This window comes from Pseudomonas paraglycinae (genome assembly GCF_021601625.1).
Lineage (GTDB): Bacteria > Pseudomonadota > Gammaproteobacteria > Pseudomonadales > Pseudomonadaceae > Aquipseudomonas > Aquipseudomonas paraglycinae.
On record NZ_BQHR01000030.1, the window covers coordinates 1 to 18,566 of the forward strand.

An 18,566-nucleotide genomic window follows, 5' to 3' on the forward strand; every position below is an offset into this window, starting at 1 on the left:
AGACCGCGATGGTCACCGGCCCCAAAGGCGAAGAAATCCACTGCGACCAATACGGCCGCATCAAGGTGCAATTCCACTGGGACCGCGAAGGCCAGGCCGACGACAAGACCAGCTGCTGGCTGCGCGTTTCCAGCTCCTGGGCCGGCGACCGCTACGGCGCCATCTCCATCCCGCGCATCGGCATGGAAGTCCTCGTCACCTTCCTCGAAGGCGACCCCGACCAGCCCCTCGTCACCGGCTGCCTGTACCACAAGGAAAACCCGGTGCCGTACGCCCTGCCGGCGAACAAAACCCGCAGCGTCTTCAAAACCCTCAGCTCCCCGGGCGGCGGTGGCTACAACGAACTGCGCATCGAAGACAAAAAAGGCGCCGAACAAATCTTCATCCACGCCCAGCGCGACTGGGATGAAAACGTCGAGCACGACCAGAAGATTCGCGTCGGCAATGAACGTCACGACACGGTGGTGAAGAACACCTACACCGAACTCAAGGCCGAAGAACACCGCACCACGATTTCCGATCGCAAAGTGGAAGTGAAAGCCAGCGATCACCTGACCGTTAACCAGGACCAGCACATCAAACTCGGCACCGCTCAGTTGACCAGTGCTGGCAAGGAAATCCACCTCAAGGCCGGAGACAAAATGGTCATCGAGGCCGGCAGCGAACTGACCCTCCAGGCTGGCGGCAGCTTCATCAAACTCGATGGCGGCGGCATCACGGTGGTCGGGCCGGTGGTGAAGATCAATGCCGGTGGTTCGGCGGGAACAGGTTCCGGGATTGCGATCCTGATGCCGCTGTTGCCGATCCCTGCGCCGTCGGCCAAGGCCGGCAATCTCATGGCGCCCGCGCAACCGGGCGTATTGCCGACCAAGCCCGAGCCACGGGAATACTTCTTCGACATTACCCTGACCGATGTGCCCGGCGATGAAGGTTTCCCGCTGGCCCACACCCTCTGGCAGATCGTCCAGGACGGCGTGGATCAACCGTTGCTCGAAGGTCAGACCGACGAGAACGGACGCGTCAATATCGACGAACCGCAACGCCTGAAACTCTCCAAAGCTTATGCCGAAGCCGGCCCGTTGTGGCTGTGCTATCCGGGGCAACGCGTGCCCGTGGCCCTGCATGACGAACCGGCGGATGCGGACAAGGAGCGCTTCGCTCTCGCTGCCCTCGACTTTCATGACAGCACCCACCACCGCACCATCAACACCGCCAGCAACGAACGCAGCAAGCAGGACTTGCTCACCGACGGCGACTTGTACAGCCGCCTGCACAGCACGGACGAATGACCATGACGGATTCCGCTACCCCCTACAACGGCGTTCGCCACAAGGAAGTCAGCCAGATCAACACGGCCGCCGGCAAAGCGCTGCCCGCCGTCAACGCGCCGGACTTTTTCATACAGGACAAGTCCGCCTTCGCGCCCAAGCGCAGTGGCAACCAGGTACGTTTTTTCACCACTGGCGAGGATTACTACAAGGATCTGGCCAAGAAAATCGCCAAGGCCGAAACCTCGATTTTCATCACTGGCTGGCAGGTCAACTACGATGTGACCCTGGACGGCAAGCAGACCTTGTGGGAGTGCTTGTACAACGCCCTCCAGGCGCACCCGACACTGAAAGTCTTTGTCATGCCGTGGCTGAGCCCGGCGGCAAGTGTCGGCACTCATGACTTCGAAACCATGCTGGCGGTTTTCCAGCTCAACGCCGGACTGAAGGTGCCGCGTGCCTTCTGCACCCCGGCCATCCAGCAAAGCGACATGAAGGGTCTGGGCTCGACATTTTCCCATCACCAAAAGTGCGTGGTGATCGACAACAAGATCGGCTATGTCGGCGGCATCGACCTGGCCTACGGTCGTCGAGATGACAACAACTTCAGCCTCAGCGCCGTCGACCGTCAGGGTAACGATGCGTATAACCCGGGGATTCCGCACCTGGGCTGGATGGACATGAACAAGCACGTCAGTCGAGCGGGCCTGCTGCTGGGCACGCTGTTCGACCTGTCCAAACCGCTGGCCGAAACGACCATCGGCACAGAAAACACCAACATCAAACTGGCGTTGCCCCGTCGCGCCAGCGTGATCAACGCCATCGCGGCGATTCAGAACTTCTTCGCAAGTCCCCCACTGCCCGTTCTGGACCGGGCAATGAAGGCTGGCAAAAGTCTGAAGGAGTCCGTGTCCTCCATCGATCCTTTGGCCAGGCCCAGGGAATATCTGACCGACGCGGCCATCCGCAATATCACCGCGCTGATCAAACACAACTGGACGCGCCTGCCGCTGGCCGAACCGCTCAAAGGCCAGGCTCAAGTGTGGATTCGCGAAGTCGAAACCAGCGCCGGCAATTTGCAGGCTTCCGTGCGTCTGAAGAGTTACGAGCTGATCAACAACTGGACGAACTCGACCGATCTCGGCCGCCTTGTCGCCATGTTCTGCGACAAGGGTTACGACGCGATGCCCGCAGAGAAAATGGGTTGGCTGAACAACATCGGCCAATTGACAACTTCATTGCTCGGGCACTTTTACGCGTTGCTGCAAGACCGCGTGGCCAATCACCGGGAGCCCTTTGAATATCTCAAACACCAACCGCAGCCGCTGGCTTCGGCAGATTACAGCCGGCTGGACAAGGATCAGCCGCGCATGCCGTGGCAGGACGTTCATAGCCGCATCGAAGGGCCGTCGGTGTACGACCTGTCGCGCAACTTCATCGACCGCTGGAACGGCCAACAGGCTTACATCGCCGAGATCAAGAGCCTGGAAAAAACCACCGTCATCGTCGCCCTGATGGAGTGGGTCAACACGCTGGTCAGGGACGCCGGCCTGCCCCATCACCTGGATCTCAACAATCAGATCAACCTGAAGCTGCCCATGCCCAAACCGGTCTGGATCGATCAGGCCCCGACCCTGCCGACGCCACCGCAGACAGCGCAAGGCGGAGTCAGCGTGCAAGTGCTGCGCAGCGCTTCAGCCGCGATGACCACTCAGGAAGCCAAGGGTCGAGACATGGCCAGGGTCAACCTGCCGCTGCCCGAGGGTTTCAACGTGGGCGGGGTCCAGGACAACTGCCTGCGCGCCATGCTGCAGACCATTTCCAGTGCCCAGCACTTCATCTACATCGAGAACCAGTTCTTCCAGACCGACTTCGGTGACGAGGGCGAGCTGGCGGAAGGCCGGCCGCTGTCCGGCCCGATGGCCAGCCTGCGCGACCCGTCCACCTTGAACGAGAATTTCGTCGCCCGGATCAAACTGCGTGAAGCGATGGAAGACCAGGACTTCACCCAGATCGACTGGAAAGAAGTCAACGCCATCAGCAAGGAGCCCGGCGAAGAGGCCCGCACCTTTCTCAAAAGTTTTCTGACGATCTGGCAGACCAACGCACAGGGCTGGCTGACGCAGAAACTGGGGAAAGAACAGAAGCTCACCAACACGATTGGCAAGGCGCTGGCCGACCGCATCGGTCGGGCGATTGCCGAAAACCGTCCTTTTCACGTGTACCTGATTTTGCCGGTGCATCCGGAAGGTGCGCTGAACGTGCTGAACCTCATGCACCAGGTTCACCTGACCATGCAAAGTCTGGTGTTTGGCGAGCAGAGTCTGGTCAAACGCATTCAACGGCACATGGCGATGAAGGACATGATGGATCGCGGGGCGAGCAAGGAAGAGGCCGGGAAGATTATTGAGCGGGTGGATACCAACAAAAAGCCCGTCTACGCCCAACAGGACTGGTCAAAATATTTGACCCTGCTCAACCTGCGCACTTGGGATACGCTTGGCGATCGCGTGGTCACTGAACAGATCTACGTGCACAGCAAGTTGTTGATCGCGGATGATCGTGTAGCGATTCTCGGCAGCGCCAACATCAATGACCGCAGTCAATGCGGGACACGTGACTCTGAGCTGGCAGTCATTGTGCGCGATAGCGAATCGACTGACGCCAAGCTGGACGGCAAACACAACCAGAAGGTAGGGAAGACAATCAATAAATTGCGCAAGGATTTGTGGAAGAAGCACTTCGGGATGAGTCAGGCGAAGAAAGATGGCCCCGTAGCTCACTTCACTGTTTCGGACGAAGTTCTCGATCAGCCTGCTGCTGAAAAGACCTGGAGAGCCATTCAGGCTCAAGCCGCCAGCAACTCCAAGGCATATGAATACTCCTTTAACTTCATTCCGCGAAACTTCAATCAATCACAAGTAATCGAATCCTCAACTGCTCAGCAGTATCAAGATGGATTTCCTTCCCCAATCTGGCCAACCTGGACTTATCGCTCAACGTTGCATTTGAAACTAGGCGGCCAAATATCGGATCCATTGCCACATGAGCAAGGCTTCTGGGAAAGCAAAACTCTAGCTGGTGTGAAAACGTATCCTGCTCCCATTGGAGTTAGAGGTTTTATTACCGCTTTACCCATCTGTTGGACAAAGGGCGAGAACAATGAATCAGGGTTGAACCTGACAATCATTGCTCACAACCAAGACAAAAAAACTGACGTACACATCGCAAGTTTGAGCGAAGCGTCACATCGAAATGAGCACAGTTCATGACACGGATTATCATTACCTTCGCCTGCCTGCTGCTGGGAGCTCAATCAGTCTTTGCTGAACCTGCCTTGCAAGAATGCCTGGGACGCACCAGATTCGAGTCGCCAGAAGCATTCGAATGGGCAACGTTTGCTATTGAACGCAGCAACATGAAAGGAGCAGGAGGCCATGTATTTTCTAAAAGTGTTCATGCAGTAGGTGACTACGTCAGTTATGACTATGACGAAATGACCATCAGAATCAGCGACGTCACGACACGGGAAAGTTTTGACAGAGAACGCAACGCCATCGTTTACGAAACCGAGCACTATAGAAAAACTCTGCAGGACGATCTCAAGACCAACGAGTACCTGTTGGCATCTATCAAGGAGATGAAGTACTCAGACGACATCATCAAAACCCAGGAGAACCGAATCACTCAGCTGGAAGAGCGGATTAAAAAAACCAAAAAATACGAACACGACCTGGGAATCCCTGACTCTCACGTCTTGGGCAGCAAGGAAACGCCCTACGAATTCCTGCTCTGGCGCAACAACCGGGTGTTCTACTTCAACATGAACAAACCCGCCGAAAACTCCGCACAACGGATCAAGGACCTTGCCGCGCGCTTCGAAGCCCGCGACCTCTATCAAGTGCCCGAAGGCCCCGGCGTCTGTATGCCCTACGGATTTATCCATGACGACGGCAAAACCGGTTTCAACGTCAAGAACAGCCTGCGCTTCACCAGCACGCCCAACGTCATCATGAGCCTGATCAATGCCTCACTCGGCAACCATGCCAAACCCACCGACGGCACCTACGACACCGACTACCGCCCCGGTTACGACGCCGAAATCTGGAAAAAGTCGAAGATCATGGAGAAGTTCTACATTGGTGATCGCATGACCACCCTCGAAGGCTGGCGTCTGGACCCTCGCCCGGAAACCACCGAACAGGATCGCGCCTGGTTCGCCATCGCCCATGTCGGCGGTCTCGCGAGCCCGCTGATCGCAGCGCAGATGTTCACTTTCCAGAAAGGCACCGACGGCCTGAAAGATCTGGTGCCACCGCCCGAGGCGGTAGTACCGCGCTTTTTGAAGTTGACGCAAAGCATTCGCGAGCAGTGAGAGTCGGGTCGTGAACATGAAGCCCCATCGAAGTAAGCACAGTTCATGAACCGAATCTTCTTTTCCTTCGCAGTTCTGCTGCTGGGCAGTCAGTCAGCACTTGCGGAACCTGCCTTGCAAGAATGCCTGGGACGCACCAGATTCGAGTCACCAGAACCATTTGAATGGGCAACCTTCGCGGTTGAACGCAGCAAGATTGCATCAGCCGGAGGCCATGTTTTTTCGAAGAACGTTCACGCTGTTGGGGACTACGTCAGCTACAACTATGACGAAATGACGATCAGAGTCAGCGATGTCACTACACGCGAAAACTTTGATCGACAACGGAACGCAATCATTCACGAAACCGAAGCCTATAAAAAAATCCTTCAGGACGACCTCAAAACCAACGAGCGTCTGCTGGAAACGATCAAGCGAATGAAATACAGCGCCGACATCATCAAAAACCAGGAAAACGAAATCACCAAACTGGAAGACCAGATACGACAGACCAAAACCTATGAACACGACCTGGGCATCCCCGATTCCCACGTTCTGGGCAGCAAGGAAACGCCCTACGAATTCCTGCTCTGGCGCAACAACCGGGTGTTCTACTTCAACATGAACAAACCCGCCGAAAACTCCGCACAACGGATCAAGGACCTTGCCGCGCGCTTCGAAGCCCGCGACCTCTATCAAGTGCCCGAAGGCCCCGGGGTCTGTATGCCATACGGTTTTATCCATGACGACGGCAAAACCGGTTTCAACGTCAAGAACAGCCTGCGCTTCACCAGCACGCCCAACGTCATCATGAGCCTGATCAACGCCTCACTCGGCAACCACGCCAAACCCACCGACGGCACCTACGATACCGACTACCGCCCCGGCTACGACGCCGAAATCTGGAAAAAGTCGAAGATCATGGAGAAGTTCTACATCGGCGATCGCATGACCACCCTAGAAGGCTGGCGTCTTGACCCTCGTCCGGAAACCACCGAACAGGATCGCGCCTGGTCCGCCATCGCCCATGTCGGCGGTCTCGCGAGCCCGCTGATCGCAGCGCAGATGTTCACTTTCCAGAAAGGCACCGACGGCCTGAAAGATCTGGTGCCACCGCCCGAGGCGGTCGTTCCGCGCTTTTTGAAGTTGACGCAAAGCATCCGTGAGCAGTGAAACGCTGTCACCGATCAGCCGAATCGGGAACTCAAGGTCGCGGCCCATGGACTGATGTGCAACGATGTTGCCCTGCATCACGCCATTGACCGCAAGACCAAGGACGTTTCATGACTGCCATCAACACCCCGCCACCCCTCGCACCCGGACGTCTGCAACAGATGTCCACGCGCATCGCTTTCTTCATTGCCGGGCTCGGCATCGCCGCGTGGGCGCCGTTGGTGCCGTACGCCAAGGCGCGGGCCGGGCTCGATGAAGGCACGTTGGGGTTGCTGTTGCTGTGCCTGGGCGTCGGTTCGATTCTGGCGATGCCGCTGGCGGGGATTCTGGCCACGCGATTTGGCTGCAGAAAAGTGGCTACCGGCGGCACGCTGCTGATCTGCGCGGCGTTGCCGTTGCTGGCGACGGTGTCGTCGATTCCGGCGTTGATCGCCACGTTGTTCATGTTCGGCGCCGGACTGGGCACGGTGGACTCGACGGTGAACCTGCAAGCGGTAATCGTCGAGCGGGCCAGCGGCAAGAACATGATGTCGGGGTTCCACGGCCTGTTTAGCCTCGGCGGGATCGTCGGCGCGGCGGGTGTGAGCGCCCTGCTCGGTCTCGGGTTGTCGCCACTGGCGGCGATGCTGGTGGTGGTCGTGGTGCTGATCGCGGCGCTGTTCAAGGCGGTGCCGCACATGTTGCCTTACGGCAGTGAAAGCTCGGGCCCGGCGTTCGCAGTGCCCCACGGAATCGTGCTGTTCATCGGCGGCATGTGCTTCATCGTGTTCCTTACCGAAGGCGCGGCGCTGGACTGGAGCGCGGTGTTCCTGGCGCAGGAACGCGGGATCGACACCGCCTATGCCGGGCTGGGTTACGCAGCGTTCGCGTTGACCATGACGGCCGGCCGTTTGACCGGTGACCGGATCGTCCGCGCACTGGGCGCAACCCGGATCATTCTGTTTGGCGGACTACTGGCAGCGGCGGGATTGTTTCTGGCGACGTTCGCCCCGAGCTGGCAAGCCGCGCTGCTGGGCTATGCGCTGGTCGGTGCCGGCTGTTCGAATATCGTGCCGGTGCTGTACACGGCGGTGGGCAAACAGACGGTGATGCCGGAAAGCATCGCCGTGCCGGCAATTACCACGCTGGGTTATGCAGGGATTCTGGCAGGGCCGGCGGTGATCGGCTTTGTCGCCCATGCCAGCAGTTTGAGTTTCGCCTTCGGGCTGATGGCGACGTTGCTGGTGGCGGTGGCGATTGGCGGGAAAGCGCTGAAGGTCTGAGCTGGATCGTTCCCACGTCGAGACGCGGGAACGATCAGTGCAGATCAGAAACCGACGCTGGCCTGCACGAAGAACGTCCGCGGCGTGCCCACGTAGATCCCCGAGTTGTTGTCGCTGGAGCGGGTGAAGTACTGCTTGTCGAAGATGTTTTTCACCCCGGCGCCGAGCTTCAGGTTCGACAGCTGTGCACCGAAGTCATAGCCGCCGCGCACGTTCCAGGTCACGTAGCCCGGAATGTCGCCGTACTGCCCGTCCGCCGTGCCTTCGGTGATGTAGTTGCCATTGAAGCTGCCGTCAGCATTCACGCCGGTGCCCGGCGAGCGCTGTTTGGACTGGGCGAAACCGTCGATGTTGTAGGTCCAGCGGTTGATGTCGTAACGCAGGCCGACGGTGGCCACCTGACGCGAGTAGAACGGCAGGTCGCGGCCCTTGAAGCCCGGGATCTCGCCTTCATAGGTCGCGCGTGTGTAAGTGAAACCGGCGTTGGCGGTCAGGCCGTCGAGGCGTGGATCGAGCGCCGCCATGTCGTAATGCACCGACGCTTCGATCCCCTGGTGCTTGGTCGCGCCGAGGTTGGTCCAGCCCACGTCGTTGCTGATGTATTGCAGTTCATCATCGAAGTCGATGTAGAACAGCGTCACTTCACCGCCCCACACGTCATCGTTATAGCGCGTGCCGATTTCGTAAGTCTTGGCTTTCTCCGGTTCCAGGCCATTGGCGGTCTGGTCACCCGAGCCGCCCTGGCCGAGCTGGAAGTACTGCAGGCTGCCGAACGACGTCTCGTAGTTGGCGAACAGCTTCCACGCATCGGACAGGTGATACATCACGCTCAGGGCCGGCAACGGCTCGTTGCTTTCGATGCTGCGGTTTTTCTCGGGGACGGGTTTGCCGGCGGTGTCGAGCACAGCGCGATCATGCCAGTCGGTGCTGATGTGTTCGAAGCGAATGCCCGGGGTCACGGTCCAGTTGCCGACGTCGATCTTGTTGTCGATGTAGACCGAGTTGGCCTCGGTGCCGCCGGTACGGTCCTGGAACACATGACCGTCGGAGGTCTTGGTGACCACCGGCTCGTTGTTGACCAGCGCCAGGCGGCTCGACTGCTCGTGCATCGCCTCTTTCAAATAACGGTAACCGACGCTGACTTCCTGGGTGGTCGGGCCGACGTCAAACACACGCGAAACACGCGGCTCGATACCCAACGTGTAGTAGGAGCGCGGGAACGAGCTGAGGGTTTTCTGATCGCGGGCGGCGATGGTGCTGCCGCGAAAGCTGTCGGAATAGTAGGTCAGCACTTCTGCCTGGGTGCGCTCGTCGATCTGCCGGATCCACTTGAACGACACGTCCTTGCGGCGGCCGCTGAAGCCGTCGTAGTCGCGGTCGGACTGGAACGGTTTGTCGTCGTACTGCTTTTGCGTCAGGCCGCCGGGCATGTCGGCGCTGGCGTCGTAGTAGTGGAAGTTGAGGCTGAAATCGTCCTGATCGGTCGGTGCCCAGTGGGTCTTGAGGATCACGTCGTCGATGTCGTTGCCGTTGTTGCGCTCGCGGTAACCGTTGCCGTTGACGCCCGAGTACAACAGCGCCATGCCGATGCCGTTGTCGGCAGTGCCGCCGAGGAACGCGGTGTCGATGTGTTTCCAGCCACCGTGCTGCGAGGTTTCCAGGGTGGTGCCGATTTCACCGGTGGTTTTTTCCGGGATCGCGCGGGTCACGAAGTTGATCACGCCGCCGACGTTTTGCGGCCCGTAACGCACGGAGCCGGCACCACGGACCACGTCGATGCTGTCGAGGTTGCCGGAAGAAATCGGCGCCATCGACAGTTGAGGCTGACCATACGGGGCGAACGCGGCCGGCACGCCATCAATCAATACGGTCGAGCGTGGCGACAGGCGCGACGTCAAACCCCGTACGCCGACGTTCAGCGAAATATCGCTGCCGCCGGTGCCGTTGGCTTCCTGCACCTGCACGCCCGGCACGCGGCGAAGCACGTCGCCGACGTTCATCGCGCCCTGCTCGACCATCGCTTCGCGACGGATCACCGTGCGCGCGCCGGGGTGGTTCTGCACCACGGCAGCGTCGGCGTCGCCGAGCCAGTCTCCGACCACTTTGATGTCGGTCACGCCCAGTTCCAGCGGGCCGTTGGCGGCGGAAGTCGGGGCTGGGGACAAGGTCACCGAACCTTCATTGATCTGATAATCCAGACCGCTGCCTTGCAGCAATTGGCGCAGGGCCTGCTCCGGAGAAAGATTGCCATCCACGGCCGGCGCTTGTTTGCCGGCGACCAGGTCCGGGCTGAAAAACACCTGCAACGAGGTTTGCTGGCCCAGTTCACTCAGGGCCTGACCCAACGGCTGTGCGCGGATGTGAATGGCTTCGGCGGCGAGGGCCATCGGTACGGGGGCGTTGACCGCCAGTGCGAGCGCCAGCGGTAACCAAGGGGATTTTTTGTTTTTGGCGGTGGAGGTTTTCACGTCGAACGGAGTCCTGTGGATCGCAAGAGTGTGCGGCTGTTAATGCAAACCAGTTGCAGTTGAACAGGAAGACGACGAACTCGAAAAAAACCTGAATTTTATTTTGAAATTATTTCCTGGCTGCCGTCGGCAAGAGTGCGCACGGCCACTGGAAGGATGCTCGGCAAGGCCCTGAGCAAGGCATCGGTATTGTCGGATTTGAACACGCTGGTCAGGCGCAAATTGGCCACGGCGGGGCTAGAGACCTTCAGCGGCTTGTCGCGATAACGCGACACTTCCTCGGCGACTTCGCTGAGGCTGGCGTTGTTGAACACCAGTTTGCCGCTGCGCCAGGCTGTCAGCTCCGCCGGGTTGACCGCGTAGGCCGGCGTTACTTTGCCCTGTGCATCGATCCGCGTGCCGAGGCCGGCAGTGAGGCTGATGAAATCGGCATCGGCCGCACCACGACCCTGCACCCTGACCGTGCCCTGCTCCACCGCGACCCGGGTCTGCGTCACATCGCGGCGCACATCGAAACGAGTGCCAGTCACCGTGACCTTGCCGCTGCCGGCCTCGACCACGAACGGGCGAGAAGTATCGTGCTCGACGCTGAACATCGCCTCGCCTTCGGTCAATTCGATGAGCCGCCGATCCTTCTCGAAACGCACCTGCAGACGGCTGCGGCTGTTGAGGTCGATCACCGAACCGTCCGGCAGCGCGACATGCTTGCGCTCGCCCAGCACCGTGGCGAATTCAGCGCTGTAACCCGCCGGATGATTCAAGCCACTGAACAGACCGAGCCCGAGCGCCACCGCGACCACGCTGGCCGCCACGGCATAACGCAACAACGGACGGCGTTCGCGCCGCGCCGGCGGGGTTTCGCACAAAGCTTTGAGGCGTGGCGCCGGCAGCAGATCCGCCGCCGTCCACAAGCCCTGGAGCAACTGGAATTCGTCACGGTGCTGGGGATGTTCGTTCAGCCACGCGTCGAAGCGCTGCTGTTCGTCGGCACTGACGGCCGGCTCCTGCAAACGCACAAACCAGCGTGCCGCGTCATCGCGCACCGTTGTTTGCCCGCACGCGCAATCACGAGTATCCATCATGGAATGTCCTGTTTGGCTGGGGATGAAAAGACGCCGCGGCTCATGATTGCGCCCCGTCCAGGCGATCACGCAGATGCCGCAGGGTGCGGATCATATACTTTTCCACCATGTTCTTGGACAGGCCCAGGCGCTCGGCGATTTCCGCCTGGGTCAGGCCTTCGATCTTCTGCCAGACGAAAATCCGTCGGCAGTTGACCGGAAGCTCCGTGAGCGCACGTTCGATGGAATCGGCCAGCTGGATCGCATGCATGTAATGCTCCGGATCGCCGCTCGGCGACTCACTGAGATCGATCGCCTCCGACTCCATGGCGCCCCGCCGGTCCTCACGCCGATAGCCGTCCACCGCGATGTTGCGCGCGGTCTGGTGCAAATACGCCCGGGGTTGCTGCACCGCCGACGAATCGGATTCGAGCACCCGCACAAAGGTGTCGTGCGCCAGATCCTCGGCCTGCGAGCGATTGCGCAGGCGACGGGTCCAGGTGCCGATCAACTCTTCGTAATGCTCGAGAAAGCCGGGTCTGCGGGGCAGCATGGGGATCATTGCGGCGTGCTGAGGAAAGGGGCGTGAATAGTAATGCTTCCTATTAAGCCGAAGCAATGGATTCCTCGGGAATGCCGACGAGGCTGTTTTCCCCTATCTCTTCGGCGCTCTAATTCGCGGCAATCTCTGCCTTGCGTGGGCAGAACCATCCATGCATCAAACCCGCTTGAAAGAACTGGACCGGCGCCTCGAACCCGGCCGACTCGATCAGACTGGCGACCTGCGGCACCGGCAGAATCGCCACATCCCGGGCATACGCCGTGCGCGCTCGTTCGAGCATTTGCGGCGGCACCTGGGCCGAAGCCATCAGCGTCATCCAGTGACGCAGCAATGCTTCATAGGCCGGGGATTGAGTATCCGAGGCCAGATCAGCATTCGCCAGAATCCCACCCGGTACCAGACGACGGGCAATCTCACGGAAAAAGTCGATACGCACCTGAGGGTCGAGCAAAAACTGCGACACCAGAAAACAGGTCGCGCCGTCGTAACCGGATTCATCCGTCAGCGTATCGAGGTAGCCTTCGTGAAAATGGCAGCGGGAGAGAAAACCGCCCTCTGTCGCTCGCTGACGGCACACGTCGAGCATGGCGCCCGAAGGGTCGACTGCGGTGAATTGCCAGCCGGGAAACTGCTGCGACAGATGGGCCATTTCCACACCGGTGCCCACGCCGAAGCATAGTATCCGGGCATTCTCCGGCAGGCCCGCGAACACTGAATCCAGCAGCAGATACAGGGCATCACGAATGGGCGCCATCCCGCTCCACTGTTTGTCATAGATCGCGGATTGCTGGTCGAACAAGGCCTTGAGTGCTTGATTGTCCATGGAAAACCTTCCTCTGCATCATGATCGCGGTGAAGTTTCATTATCGCAGGGCTGTCAAGACCTCCCCGATACAGCCTGAGATTGATCATTCCACCCATCAACTGGTCGCAATCCATCAACCCCACCCTCGCGCCGCACCCTAGATTAGATCCCACAACAACACGCCGTGGAGATCGCCTCATGCACAGTTTCCAGACCCGCAAGCAGCACAGTCCGGTCGACGCCTGGGATCAGCAGGATCCGGAGCAGGCCTTCACCCTGCCCTCGCGTTATTTCTACGACGACAGCCTGTTCCGTGCCGAGCGCGACAACATTTTCATGAGGGCCTGGCATGTCGCCGGGCATGTCAGTGAGTTCGCTGAGCCGGGGCAGTTCGTCGTCACGGATCTGTTCGACCAGAGCGTGGTGGTGGCGAAGAATCGGCAGGGGCAGATCCATGGTTTTCACAACGTCTGCCAGCATCGCGGCAATCGCCTGCTCGAAGAACGCCGTGGCACTACCGGCGGCGTGGTGCGCTGCGCCTATCACTCGTGGTGCTATGAAATGGACGGCAGCCTGCGCGGTGCGCCGCGTTGCGAGCGGATGAAGAATTTCGAGCTGGCGCAGTTCAACATTCCCCAAGTGCGCACGGAAGAACTCGGCGGTTTCATCTACTTCAACCTCGATCCGAATGCGCCGTCGCTGCGGGATCTGTTCCCCGGTGCCGACGAAGAAATGCGCCGGGTGTTTCCGGATCTCGCGGACATGCATCTGATCGAGGAACAAGACGTGATCGTGCCGGCCAACTGGAAGGTGATCATGGACAATTCCATCGAGGGCTATCACTTCAAGCTGTCCGGCCCGTGCCACATCGACCTCGCCCGGCTGATCGATTTCAAGGGTTACCAGTTGATCAAACGCGACAACTGGTGGACCTACGCCGCACCGGCCAATCTGTCGGCGACCGAGGCCTATGGCGTGCCGCTGAAAAGCGAACTGAACCCGCAGGAATGCTTTTTCAACATCGGCCTGTGGCCGAACAACACCTTCTACACCTTCCCGTTCTCCGAGTTTCTCGGCTCGTTCATCATGATTCCGCTGGACGCCGAGCGCTCGCTGCTGCGCTTCGGTTACTACTCCTGCAACCCCGAGACGGCCGCCGTCAGCACGGCGTGCATGAAGTGGATGAACGAAGACCTCGGCCCCGAAGACATCGCCCTGAACATCTCGGTGCAAAAAGGCCTGCGCTCGCTCGGTTATGACCAGGGCCGTTACATGATCGACGCCCAGCGCAGCAATGAAAGCGAGCATCTGGTGCATCACTTTCATCGTCTGGTGTTCAACGGTATTCACGGCCATTGCGTGGACTGATCCGCCCTTCCCTCGTCATTTGTCTGAACGGAGCAAACCATGGACGAAACCGGGTTTGATTACCTGATCGTGGGCGCCGGTTCGGCCGGTTGCGTGTTGGCCAATCGCTTGAGCGAAGACCCGAACGTGCGCATCCTGCTGCTGGAGGCCGGGCCCGAGGACAAGAGCTGGACGATCGACATGCCGTCCGCCGTGGGCCTTGTGGTGGGTGGGTCGCGCTATAACTGGAGTTATCAGTCGGAGCCCGAGCCGTACCTCGACGGCCGCCGAATCGGCACGCCGAGAGGCCGCACCCTCGGCGGTTCATCGTCGATCAACGGCATGGTCTACATCCGTGGCCATGCCCGGGATTACGACGGCTGGGCCGAGCAAGGCTGCGTTGGCTGGAGCTATCGCGAGGTGCTGCCGTACTTCAAGCGAGCGCAGACTCACGCCGGCGGTGGCGATGACTATCGCGGCGGCGACGGCCATTTGCACGTCACTCCCGGCGATGTAGAAACACCATTGTGCGCGGCGTTCATCGCGGCCGGGGCCGAGGCCGGTTATGGCGTCAGCGAGGACTTGAACGGCTATCGGCAGGAAGCCTTCGGCCCGGTGGATCGCACTACACGCAACGGTCGGCGCTGGAGCACTTCGCGCGGTTATCTGAGCGAAGCACTGGCTAGGGGCAATGTGCGCGTGGTCACCGATGCGTTGGTGCTACGCATTCTGTTCGAGGGCCGGCGAGCGGTCGGGATTGATTATGAACAGAACGGCGAAACGAACACCGTCCGCGCTCGCCGGGAAGTGTTGCTGACGGCCGGGGCGATCAATTCGCCGCAGTTGCTGTTGCTCTCGGGCGTCGGCCCGGCGGCGGAACTGCGTGACCTCGGGATCGGCGTCGTGCACGACCTGCCCGGCGTCGGTAAACGCCTCAACGATCACCCGGACGCGGTGGTGCAATTTCGCTGCAAACAACCGGTGTCGCTGTATCGCTGGACCACCGCGCCGGGTAAATGGTGGATTGGCGCGCGCTGGTTCGTCCGTCACGACGGCCTGGCGGCGAGCAATCACTTCGAGGCCGGTGCGTTCCTGCGTTCCCGAGCCGGTGTCGAACACCCGGACCTGCAACTGACCTTCATGCCGCTGGCGGTGCAACCGGGCAGCGTCGACCTGGTGCCGACCCACGCGTTCCAGATCCACATCGACCTGATGCGCCCCACCAGCCTGGGCAGCGTGACCCTGCACAGCGCCGAACCGCGGCGGCCGCCGAGGATTCTGTTCAACTATTTGAAGACCGCGCAGGACCGTGCCGACATGCGCGCCGGCGCACGGCTGGTGCGCGAAATCATCGAGCAACCGGCAATGGCCCCTTTCAAGGGCGAAGAGCTGGTGCCGGGCCGTTCGGTGCAGACCGACGCCGAACTCGATGCCTGGGCGCGGCAGGTCACGGAAACCGGCTACCATGCCAGCGGCACCTGCAAGATGGGGCCGGCGGGCGACCCTGAAGCGGTGGTCGATCCGCAACTGCGAGTGCATGGCCTCGACGGCTTGCGGGTGGTGGACGCGTCGATCATGCCGGCGATCGTCAGCGGCAACACTAACGCACCGACGGTGATGATCGCGGAAAAGGCCAGCGACCTGATCCGTAACCTCACGCCGTTGCCAGCCCTCGATGTACCGGTGTGGATCAACCCGCACTGGCAGACCGAACAACGATGAAGCAGAGATGGCGATGACCCGATCCGCTGAAGCTGTACCGCGCAATGAAGCACCGCTGCGAGTGGCGGTGCTGTTGCTGCCGGCGTTTTCCAATTTCGGTCTGGCGGCAGTGCTCGAACCGCTGGCCATCGCCAACTGGTTGAGCCAGCGCACGCTGTTCGAGTGGACGTTGCTGTCGTTGCAGCCGGGCCCGGTGACGGCCAGCAACGGTCAGGCGAGCATCGCCGAAGCTGGCTTGAACAACGAGCAGGCCTTCGACGCCTGCGTGGTACTGGCCAGTTTCGAGGTGCATCAACACAGCCGCAATCCGGCGCTCAAGAGTTGGCTGCGCAAGCAGGCGCTGTTCGGCGCGGTCTTGATCGGCGTGGAAACCGGCACCGAACCGCTGGCCGCCGCTGGTGTGCTCGACGGCTACGAAGCGGCGGTGCATTGGGACAACCTGCAGGGTTTTCAGGAGAGTTACCCCAAGGTCCGCGCCCGACCGCAGCTCTACACCCTCGAACGCCAGCGCCTGACCTGCGCCGGCGCGACTACCATTCTCGACATGCTGCTGGGCTGGATCGGCCAGCGCATCGATCCTGATCTGGCCCGGGAAATCGGCCTGCACCTGCTGATGGGCCAGATGCGCGCCCCGGCGGACAATCAGCTCGACGGCGGTCTGGGCAACAGCGGGATGTACGGCAACAAGATCCGCCGTGCCGTGCAACTGATGGAAAAGGCTCTGGAAGAACCGCTGGACTGCGAAGCAATTGCCAGCGAAGTCGGCCTGTCACGTCGTCAACTCGAGCGCCAGTTCAAACATCAGACCGGGCTCTCGCCGCTCAAGTACTACATCACCCTGCGCCTGGCCCGGGCGCACAACCTGTTGCAACAGACGCAGATGAGCGTGGCCCAGGTGGCGGCGTGTTCCGGGTTTGGCTCACTGGAGCATTTCTCCCGCACCTACCGCGCACGCTTTGGTTGCCCGCCGAGTGAGGATCGGCGCCAGGCGTGGAGTGCGCCGGTGATGCGCCAACCGTTGAGCAAGGCACCTTGAAACGAAGAGCGGCCATTCACCCGTGACGTTGCGCAAGCCTTGCTGGCAAAAAAATGCCTGCAACAGGCAGGCATTGTTGAAACTCGGACGTTCAGTTGTGCGTTCGGACCTCGTCGCACGATTGACCACTTGAATTCACTAACCGGACCACTACCGATGCAGTGTTCTCCACTACGCCATTGATCAGGTAGTTATAACGAACCGAGCCATTTCCAATGAGTTTGATTTTGTTCCATTCCTTAAAGCAATCAACGGAGCCATTCTCGATGTCAGCCCGTGTTACATTTCGGCTCAATGATGTCGAAGCGCCCTGGATGGGTACCTCACCTTCGGAATCACTGCATCCCTGAAATTCGCCGGTGAACTCGTCACCCACTTTCGCCTCATTTGACAACGCCCCCACTTTTACCGAAATGCCGTTAATTTGAGGTTTTGAGCTGCAGTTAATTACACCGTTAAACAAGTCTTGAAAATGAATATCAGCCATTTCTGTTGCTCCATGAATTGATTGGTTTGATGCTCGCACAGGTTAAATTGAAACCACGCGCCTCAAGCCAATCGTCGTCCCTTATCAGCTTTTTGCACACTGTCAGAACTGACAGTCATTCAATACCCATTCGCTATAACAATTTGTTCTTTCCAGCCAAACTCAATTTCACTGTGGCACGAATCCGCGCGGGTTCTGGATCAGCCATCCGAGAACCCATTGCTAATTCAGCTGGCGGTAGACCGGTTCCTCTTCGTCGAGGATGCCCATCAATGCATTGAAATGCTTATCCGCAAACCCCGGATAATCCAGCCATTGCCGACACGTCTTGCGCGCCACTTCATCGCTGGCCACGCGCAATTCCCGCCCGGTCGCCAGTGCGGTGATATACACCTCGCACGCCCGCTCGAAGTAATACAGATCATCAAACGCCTGAGCCACGCTCGGCGCCGCGACCAGCAATCCATGATTGCCCATCAGCAGGATCGGCTTGTCACCGAGCAGCCTGCTCACCCGCTCCGCCTCTTCCCCAAGACCCATGCCATCGAATCCTTCGTCAATCGCCACCCGCTCGAAAAACCGCATGCTGTTCTGCTCGATCGGTGGCAGGCGCGAGTCCTTCAGGCATGCTAGCGTCGTCGCGTATCTGCTGTGGGTATGGAGGATGCAACGAGCCTGCGGCTGGTTGCGGTGCAAGGCGCTGTGCAAGGCCCACGCGGTTTTGTCCGGGGAGTCCGGGCAGTCGAGACTGGACGGATCGTCGGCATTGAGCAACAGCAGATCACTAGCACGGATCCGCGAGAAGTGTTTGCCGTAGGGGTTGATCAGAAACTCGCGACCGTCCTGCGAAGTGGCCACGCTGAAGTGATTGGCGATGGATTCGTGCAGGTTCAAACGCGCGGCCCAGCGCAGGGCGCAGGCCAGCTGGATTCTCAGGTGTTCGACGTTGTCGTGCATGGCGCGGCCTCCCGGTTTCACCCGAGTGTAGAGCGCATGCTTTCATCGACTTGACGGGAAACGA

At 59.9% G+C, this 18,566-nt stretch carries 14 protein-coding genes; 8 read left to right on the top strand and 6 right to left on the bottom strand.

Annotation, left to right across the window (positions count from 1 at the left end; all coding sequences use genetic code 11):
• The 5 genes from tssI to L6D82_RS27650 form a co-directional block, all read left to right on the top strand.
• Window positions 1-1,289 (top strand): type VI secretion system tip protein TssI/VgrG (gene tssI, locus L6D82_RS27630; protein WP_236192056.1); only part of this gene is annotated, 1,289 nt, incomplete at its 5' end.
• Between the two features lie 260 nt (window positions 1,290-1,549).
• A complete protein-coding gene (locus tag L6D82_RS27635) occupies window positions 1,550-4,540 on the top strand; it encodes a phospholipase D-like domain-containing protein (protein ID WP_276574284.1) in 2,991 nt (996 codons plus the stop codon).
• Window positions 4,537-5,643, top strand: coding sequence for a hypothetical protein (locus L6D82_RS27640; protein ID WP_236192058.1), 1,107 nt, complete (start codon window positions 4,537-4,539; stop codon window positions 5,641-5,643). The genes L6D82_RS27635 and L6D82_RS27640 overlap by 4 nt, the downstream gene beginning before the upstream one ends.
• Window positions 5,644-5,916: 273 nt before the next feature.
• Entirely contained in the window at window positions 5,917-6,795 is an 879-nt protein-coding gene (locus L6D82_RS27645; RefSeq protein WP_236192059.1) for a hypothetical protein, read from the top strand.
• A gap of 110 nt (window positions 6,796-6,905) precedes the next feature.
• A complete protein-coding gene (locus L6D82_RS27650) occupies window positions 6,906-8,057 on the top strand; it encodes an MFS transporter (protein WP_085613177.1) in 1,152 nt (383 codons plus the stop codon).
• Window positions 8,058-8,101: 44 nt separating this feature from the next.
• Here the strand turns inward: L6D82_RS27650 and L6D82_RS27655 are convergent, their stop codons facing one another.
• From L6D82_RS27655 to L6D82_RS27670, 4 genes are all read right to left on the bottom strand, one after another.
• Window positions 8,102-10,525 (bottom strand): TonB-dependent siderophore receptor, encoded by a 2,424-nt coding sequence (locus L6D82_RS27655; RefSeq protein ID WP_102718694.1) that lies wholly within the window; start codon window positions 10,523-10,525, stop codon window positions 8,102-8,104.
• Window positions 10,526-10,623: 98 nt separating this feature from the next.
• Window positions 10,624-11,607, bottom strand: coding sequence for a FecR family protein (locus L6D82_RS27660; RefSeq protein WP_236192060.1), 984 nt, complete (start codon window positions 11,605-11,607; stop codon window positions 10,624-10,626).
• Between the two features lie 40 nt (window positions 11,608-11,647).
• Entirely contained in the window at window positions 11,648-12,148 is a 501-nt protein-coding gene (locus L6D82_RS27665) for a sigma-70 family RNA polymerase sigma factor (RefSeq protein ID WP_102718692.1), read from the bottom strand.
• A 109-nt stretch (window positions 12,149-12,257) separates the two neighbouring features.
• The gene (locus tag L6D82_RS27670) at window positions 12,258-12,971 is read right to left on the bottom strand and encodes a class I SAM-dependent methyltransferase (protein ID WP_236192061.1); all 714 of its coding nucleotides are present in this window, start codon (window positions 12,969-12,971) and stop codon (window positions 12,258-12,260) included.
• Window positions 12,972-13,151: 180 nt separating this feature from the next.
• Here L6D82_RS27670 and L6D82_RS27675 point away from each other — a divergent pair, with 180 nt between their 5' ends.
• From L6D82_RS27675 to L6D82_RS27685, 3 genes are read left to right on the top strand one after another with little or no spacing between them, the layout of a single operon-like run.
• Entirely contained in the window at window positions 13,152-14,321 is a 1,170-nt protein-coding gene (locus L6D82_RS27675; RefSeq protein WP_236192062.1) for an aromatic ring-hydroxylating oxygenase subunit alpha, read from the top strand.
• 39 nt (window positions 14,322-14,360) lie between these two features.
• The gene (locus tag L6D82_RS27680; protein WP_236192063.1) at window positions 14,361-16,022 is read left to right on the top strand and encodes a choline dehydrogenase; all 1,662 of its coding nucleotides are present in this window, start codon (window positions 14,361-14,363) and stop codon (window positions 16,020-16,022) included.
• A 13-nt stretch (window positions 16,023-16,035) separates the two neighbouring features.
• Entirely contained in the window at window positions 16,036-17,058 is a 1,023-nt protein-coding gene (locus L6D82_RS27685) for a GlxA family transcriptional regulator (RefSeq protein WP_236192064.1), read from the top strand.
• Window positions 17,059-17,149: 91 nt separating this feature from the next.
• On the opposite strand, the gene L6D82_RS27690 is transcribed toward L6D82_RS27685, so the two are convergent.
• Both L6D82_RS27690 and L6D82_RS27695 read right to left on the bottom strand, forming a co-directional pair.
• Window positions 17,150-17,545, bottom strand: coding sequence for a hypothetical protein (locus L6D82_RS27690; protein WP_102688583.1), 396 nt, complete (start codon window positions 17,543-17,545; stop codon window positions 17,150-17,152).
• Window positions 17,546-17,767: 222 nt separating this feature from the next.
• A complete protein-coding gene (locus L6D82_RS27695; RefSeq protein ID WP_102718688.1) occupies window positions 17,768-18,502 on the bottom strand; it encodes a class II aldolase and adducin N-terminal domain-containing protein in 735 nt (244 codons plus the stop codon).
• Between the last annotated feature and the right edge of the window lie 64 nt (window positions 18,503-18,566).

What these genes read in the sequence shown, in the direction of transcription:
- L6D82_RS27640 (WP_236192058.1), top strand. Translation starts at nt 4,537, where the DNA reads ATGACACGGATTATCATTACCTTCGCCTGCCTGCTGCTGGGAGCTCAA.
- L6D82_RS27645 (WP_236192059.1), top strand. Translation starts at nt 5,917, where the DNA reads ATGACGATCAGAGTCAGCGATGTCACTACACGCGAAAACTTTGATCGA.
- L6D82_RS27650 (WP_085613177.1), top strand. Translation starts at nt 6,906, where the DNA reads ATGACTGCCATCAACACCCCGCCACCCCTCGCACCCGGACGTCTGCAA.
- L6D82_RS27660 (WP_236192060.1), bottom strand. Translation starts at nt 11,607, where the DNA reads ATGATGGATACTCGTGATTGCGCGTGCGGGCAAACAACGGTGCGCGAT.
- L6D82_RS27665 (WP_102718692.1), bottom strand. Translation starts at nt 12,148, where the DNA reads ATGATCCCCATGCTGCCCCGCAGACCCGGCTTTCTCGAGCATTACGAA.
- L6D82_RS27670 (WP_236192061.1), bottom strand. Translation starts at nt 12,971, where the DNA reads ATGGACAATCAAGCACTCAAGGCCTTGTTCGACCAGCAATCCGCGATC.
- L6D82_RS27675 (WP_236192062.1), top strand. Translation starts at nt 13,152, where the DNA reads ATGCACAGTTTCCAGACCCGCAAGCAGCACAGTCCGGTCGACGCCTGG.
- L6D82_RS27680 (WP_236192063.1), top strand. Translation starts at nt 14,361, where the DNA reads ATGGACGAAACCGGGTTTGATTACCTGATCGTGGGCGCCGGTTCGGCC.
- L6D82_RS27685 (WP_236192064.1), top strand. Translation starts at nt 16,036, where the DNA reads ATGACCCGATCCGCTGAAGCTGTACCGCGCAATGAAGCACCGCTGCGA.
- L6D82_RS27690 (WP_102688583.1), bottom strand. Translation starts at nt 17,545, where the DNA reads ATGGCTGATATTCATTTTCAAGACTTGTTTAACGGTGTAATTAACTGC.
- L6D82_RS27695 (WP_102718688.1), bottom strand. Translation starts at nt 18,502, where the DNA reads ATGCACGACAACGTCGAACACCTGAGAATCCAGCTGGCCTGCGCCCTG.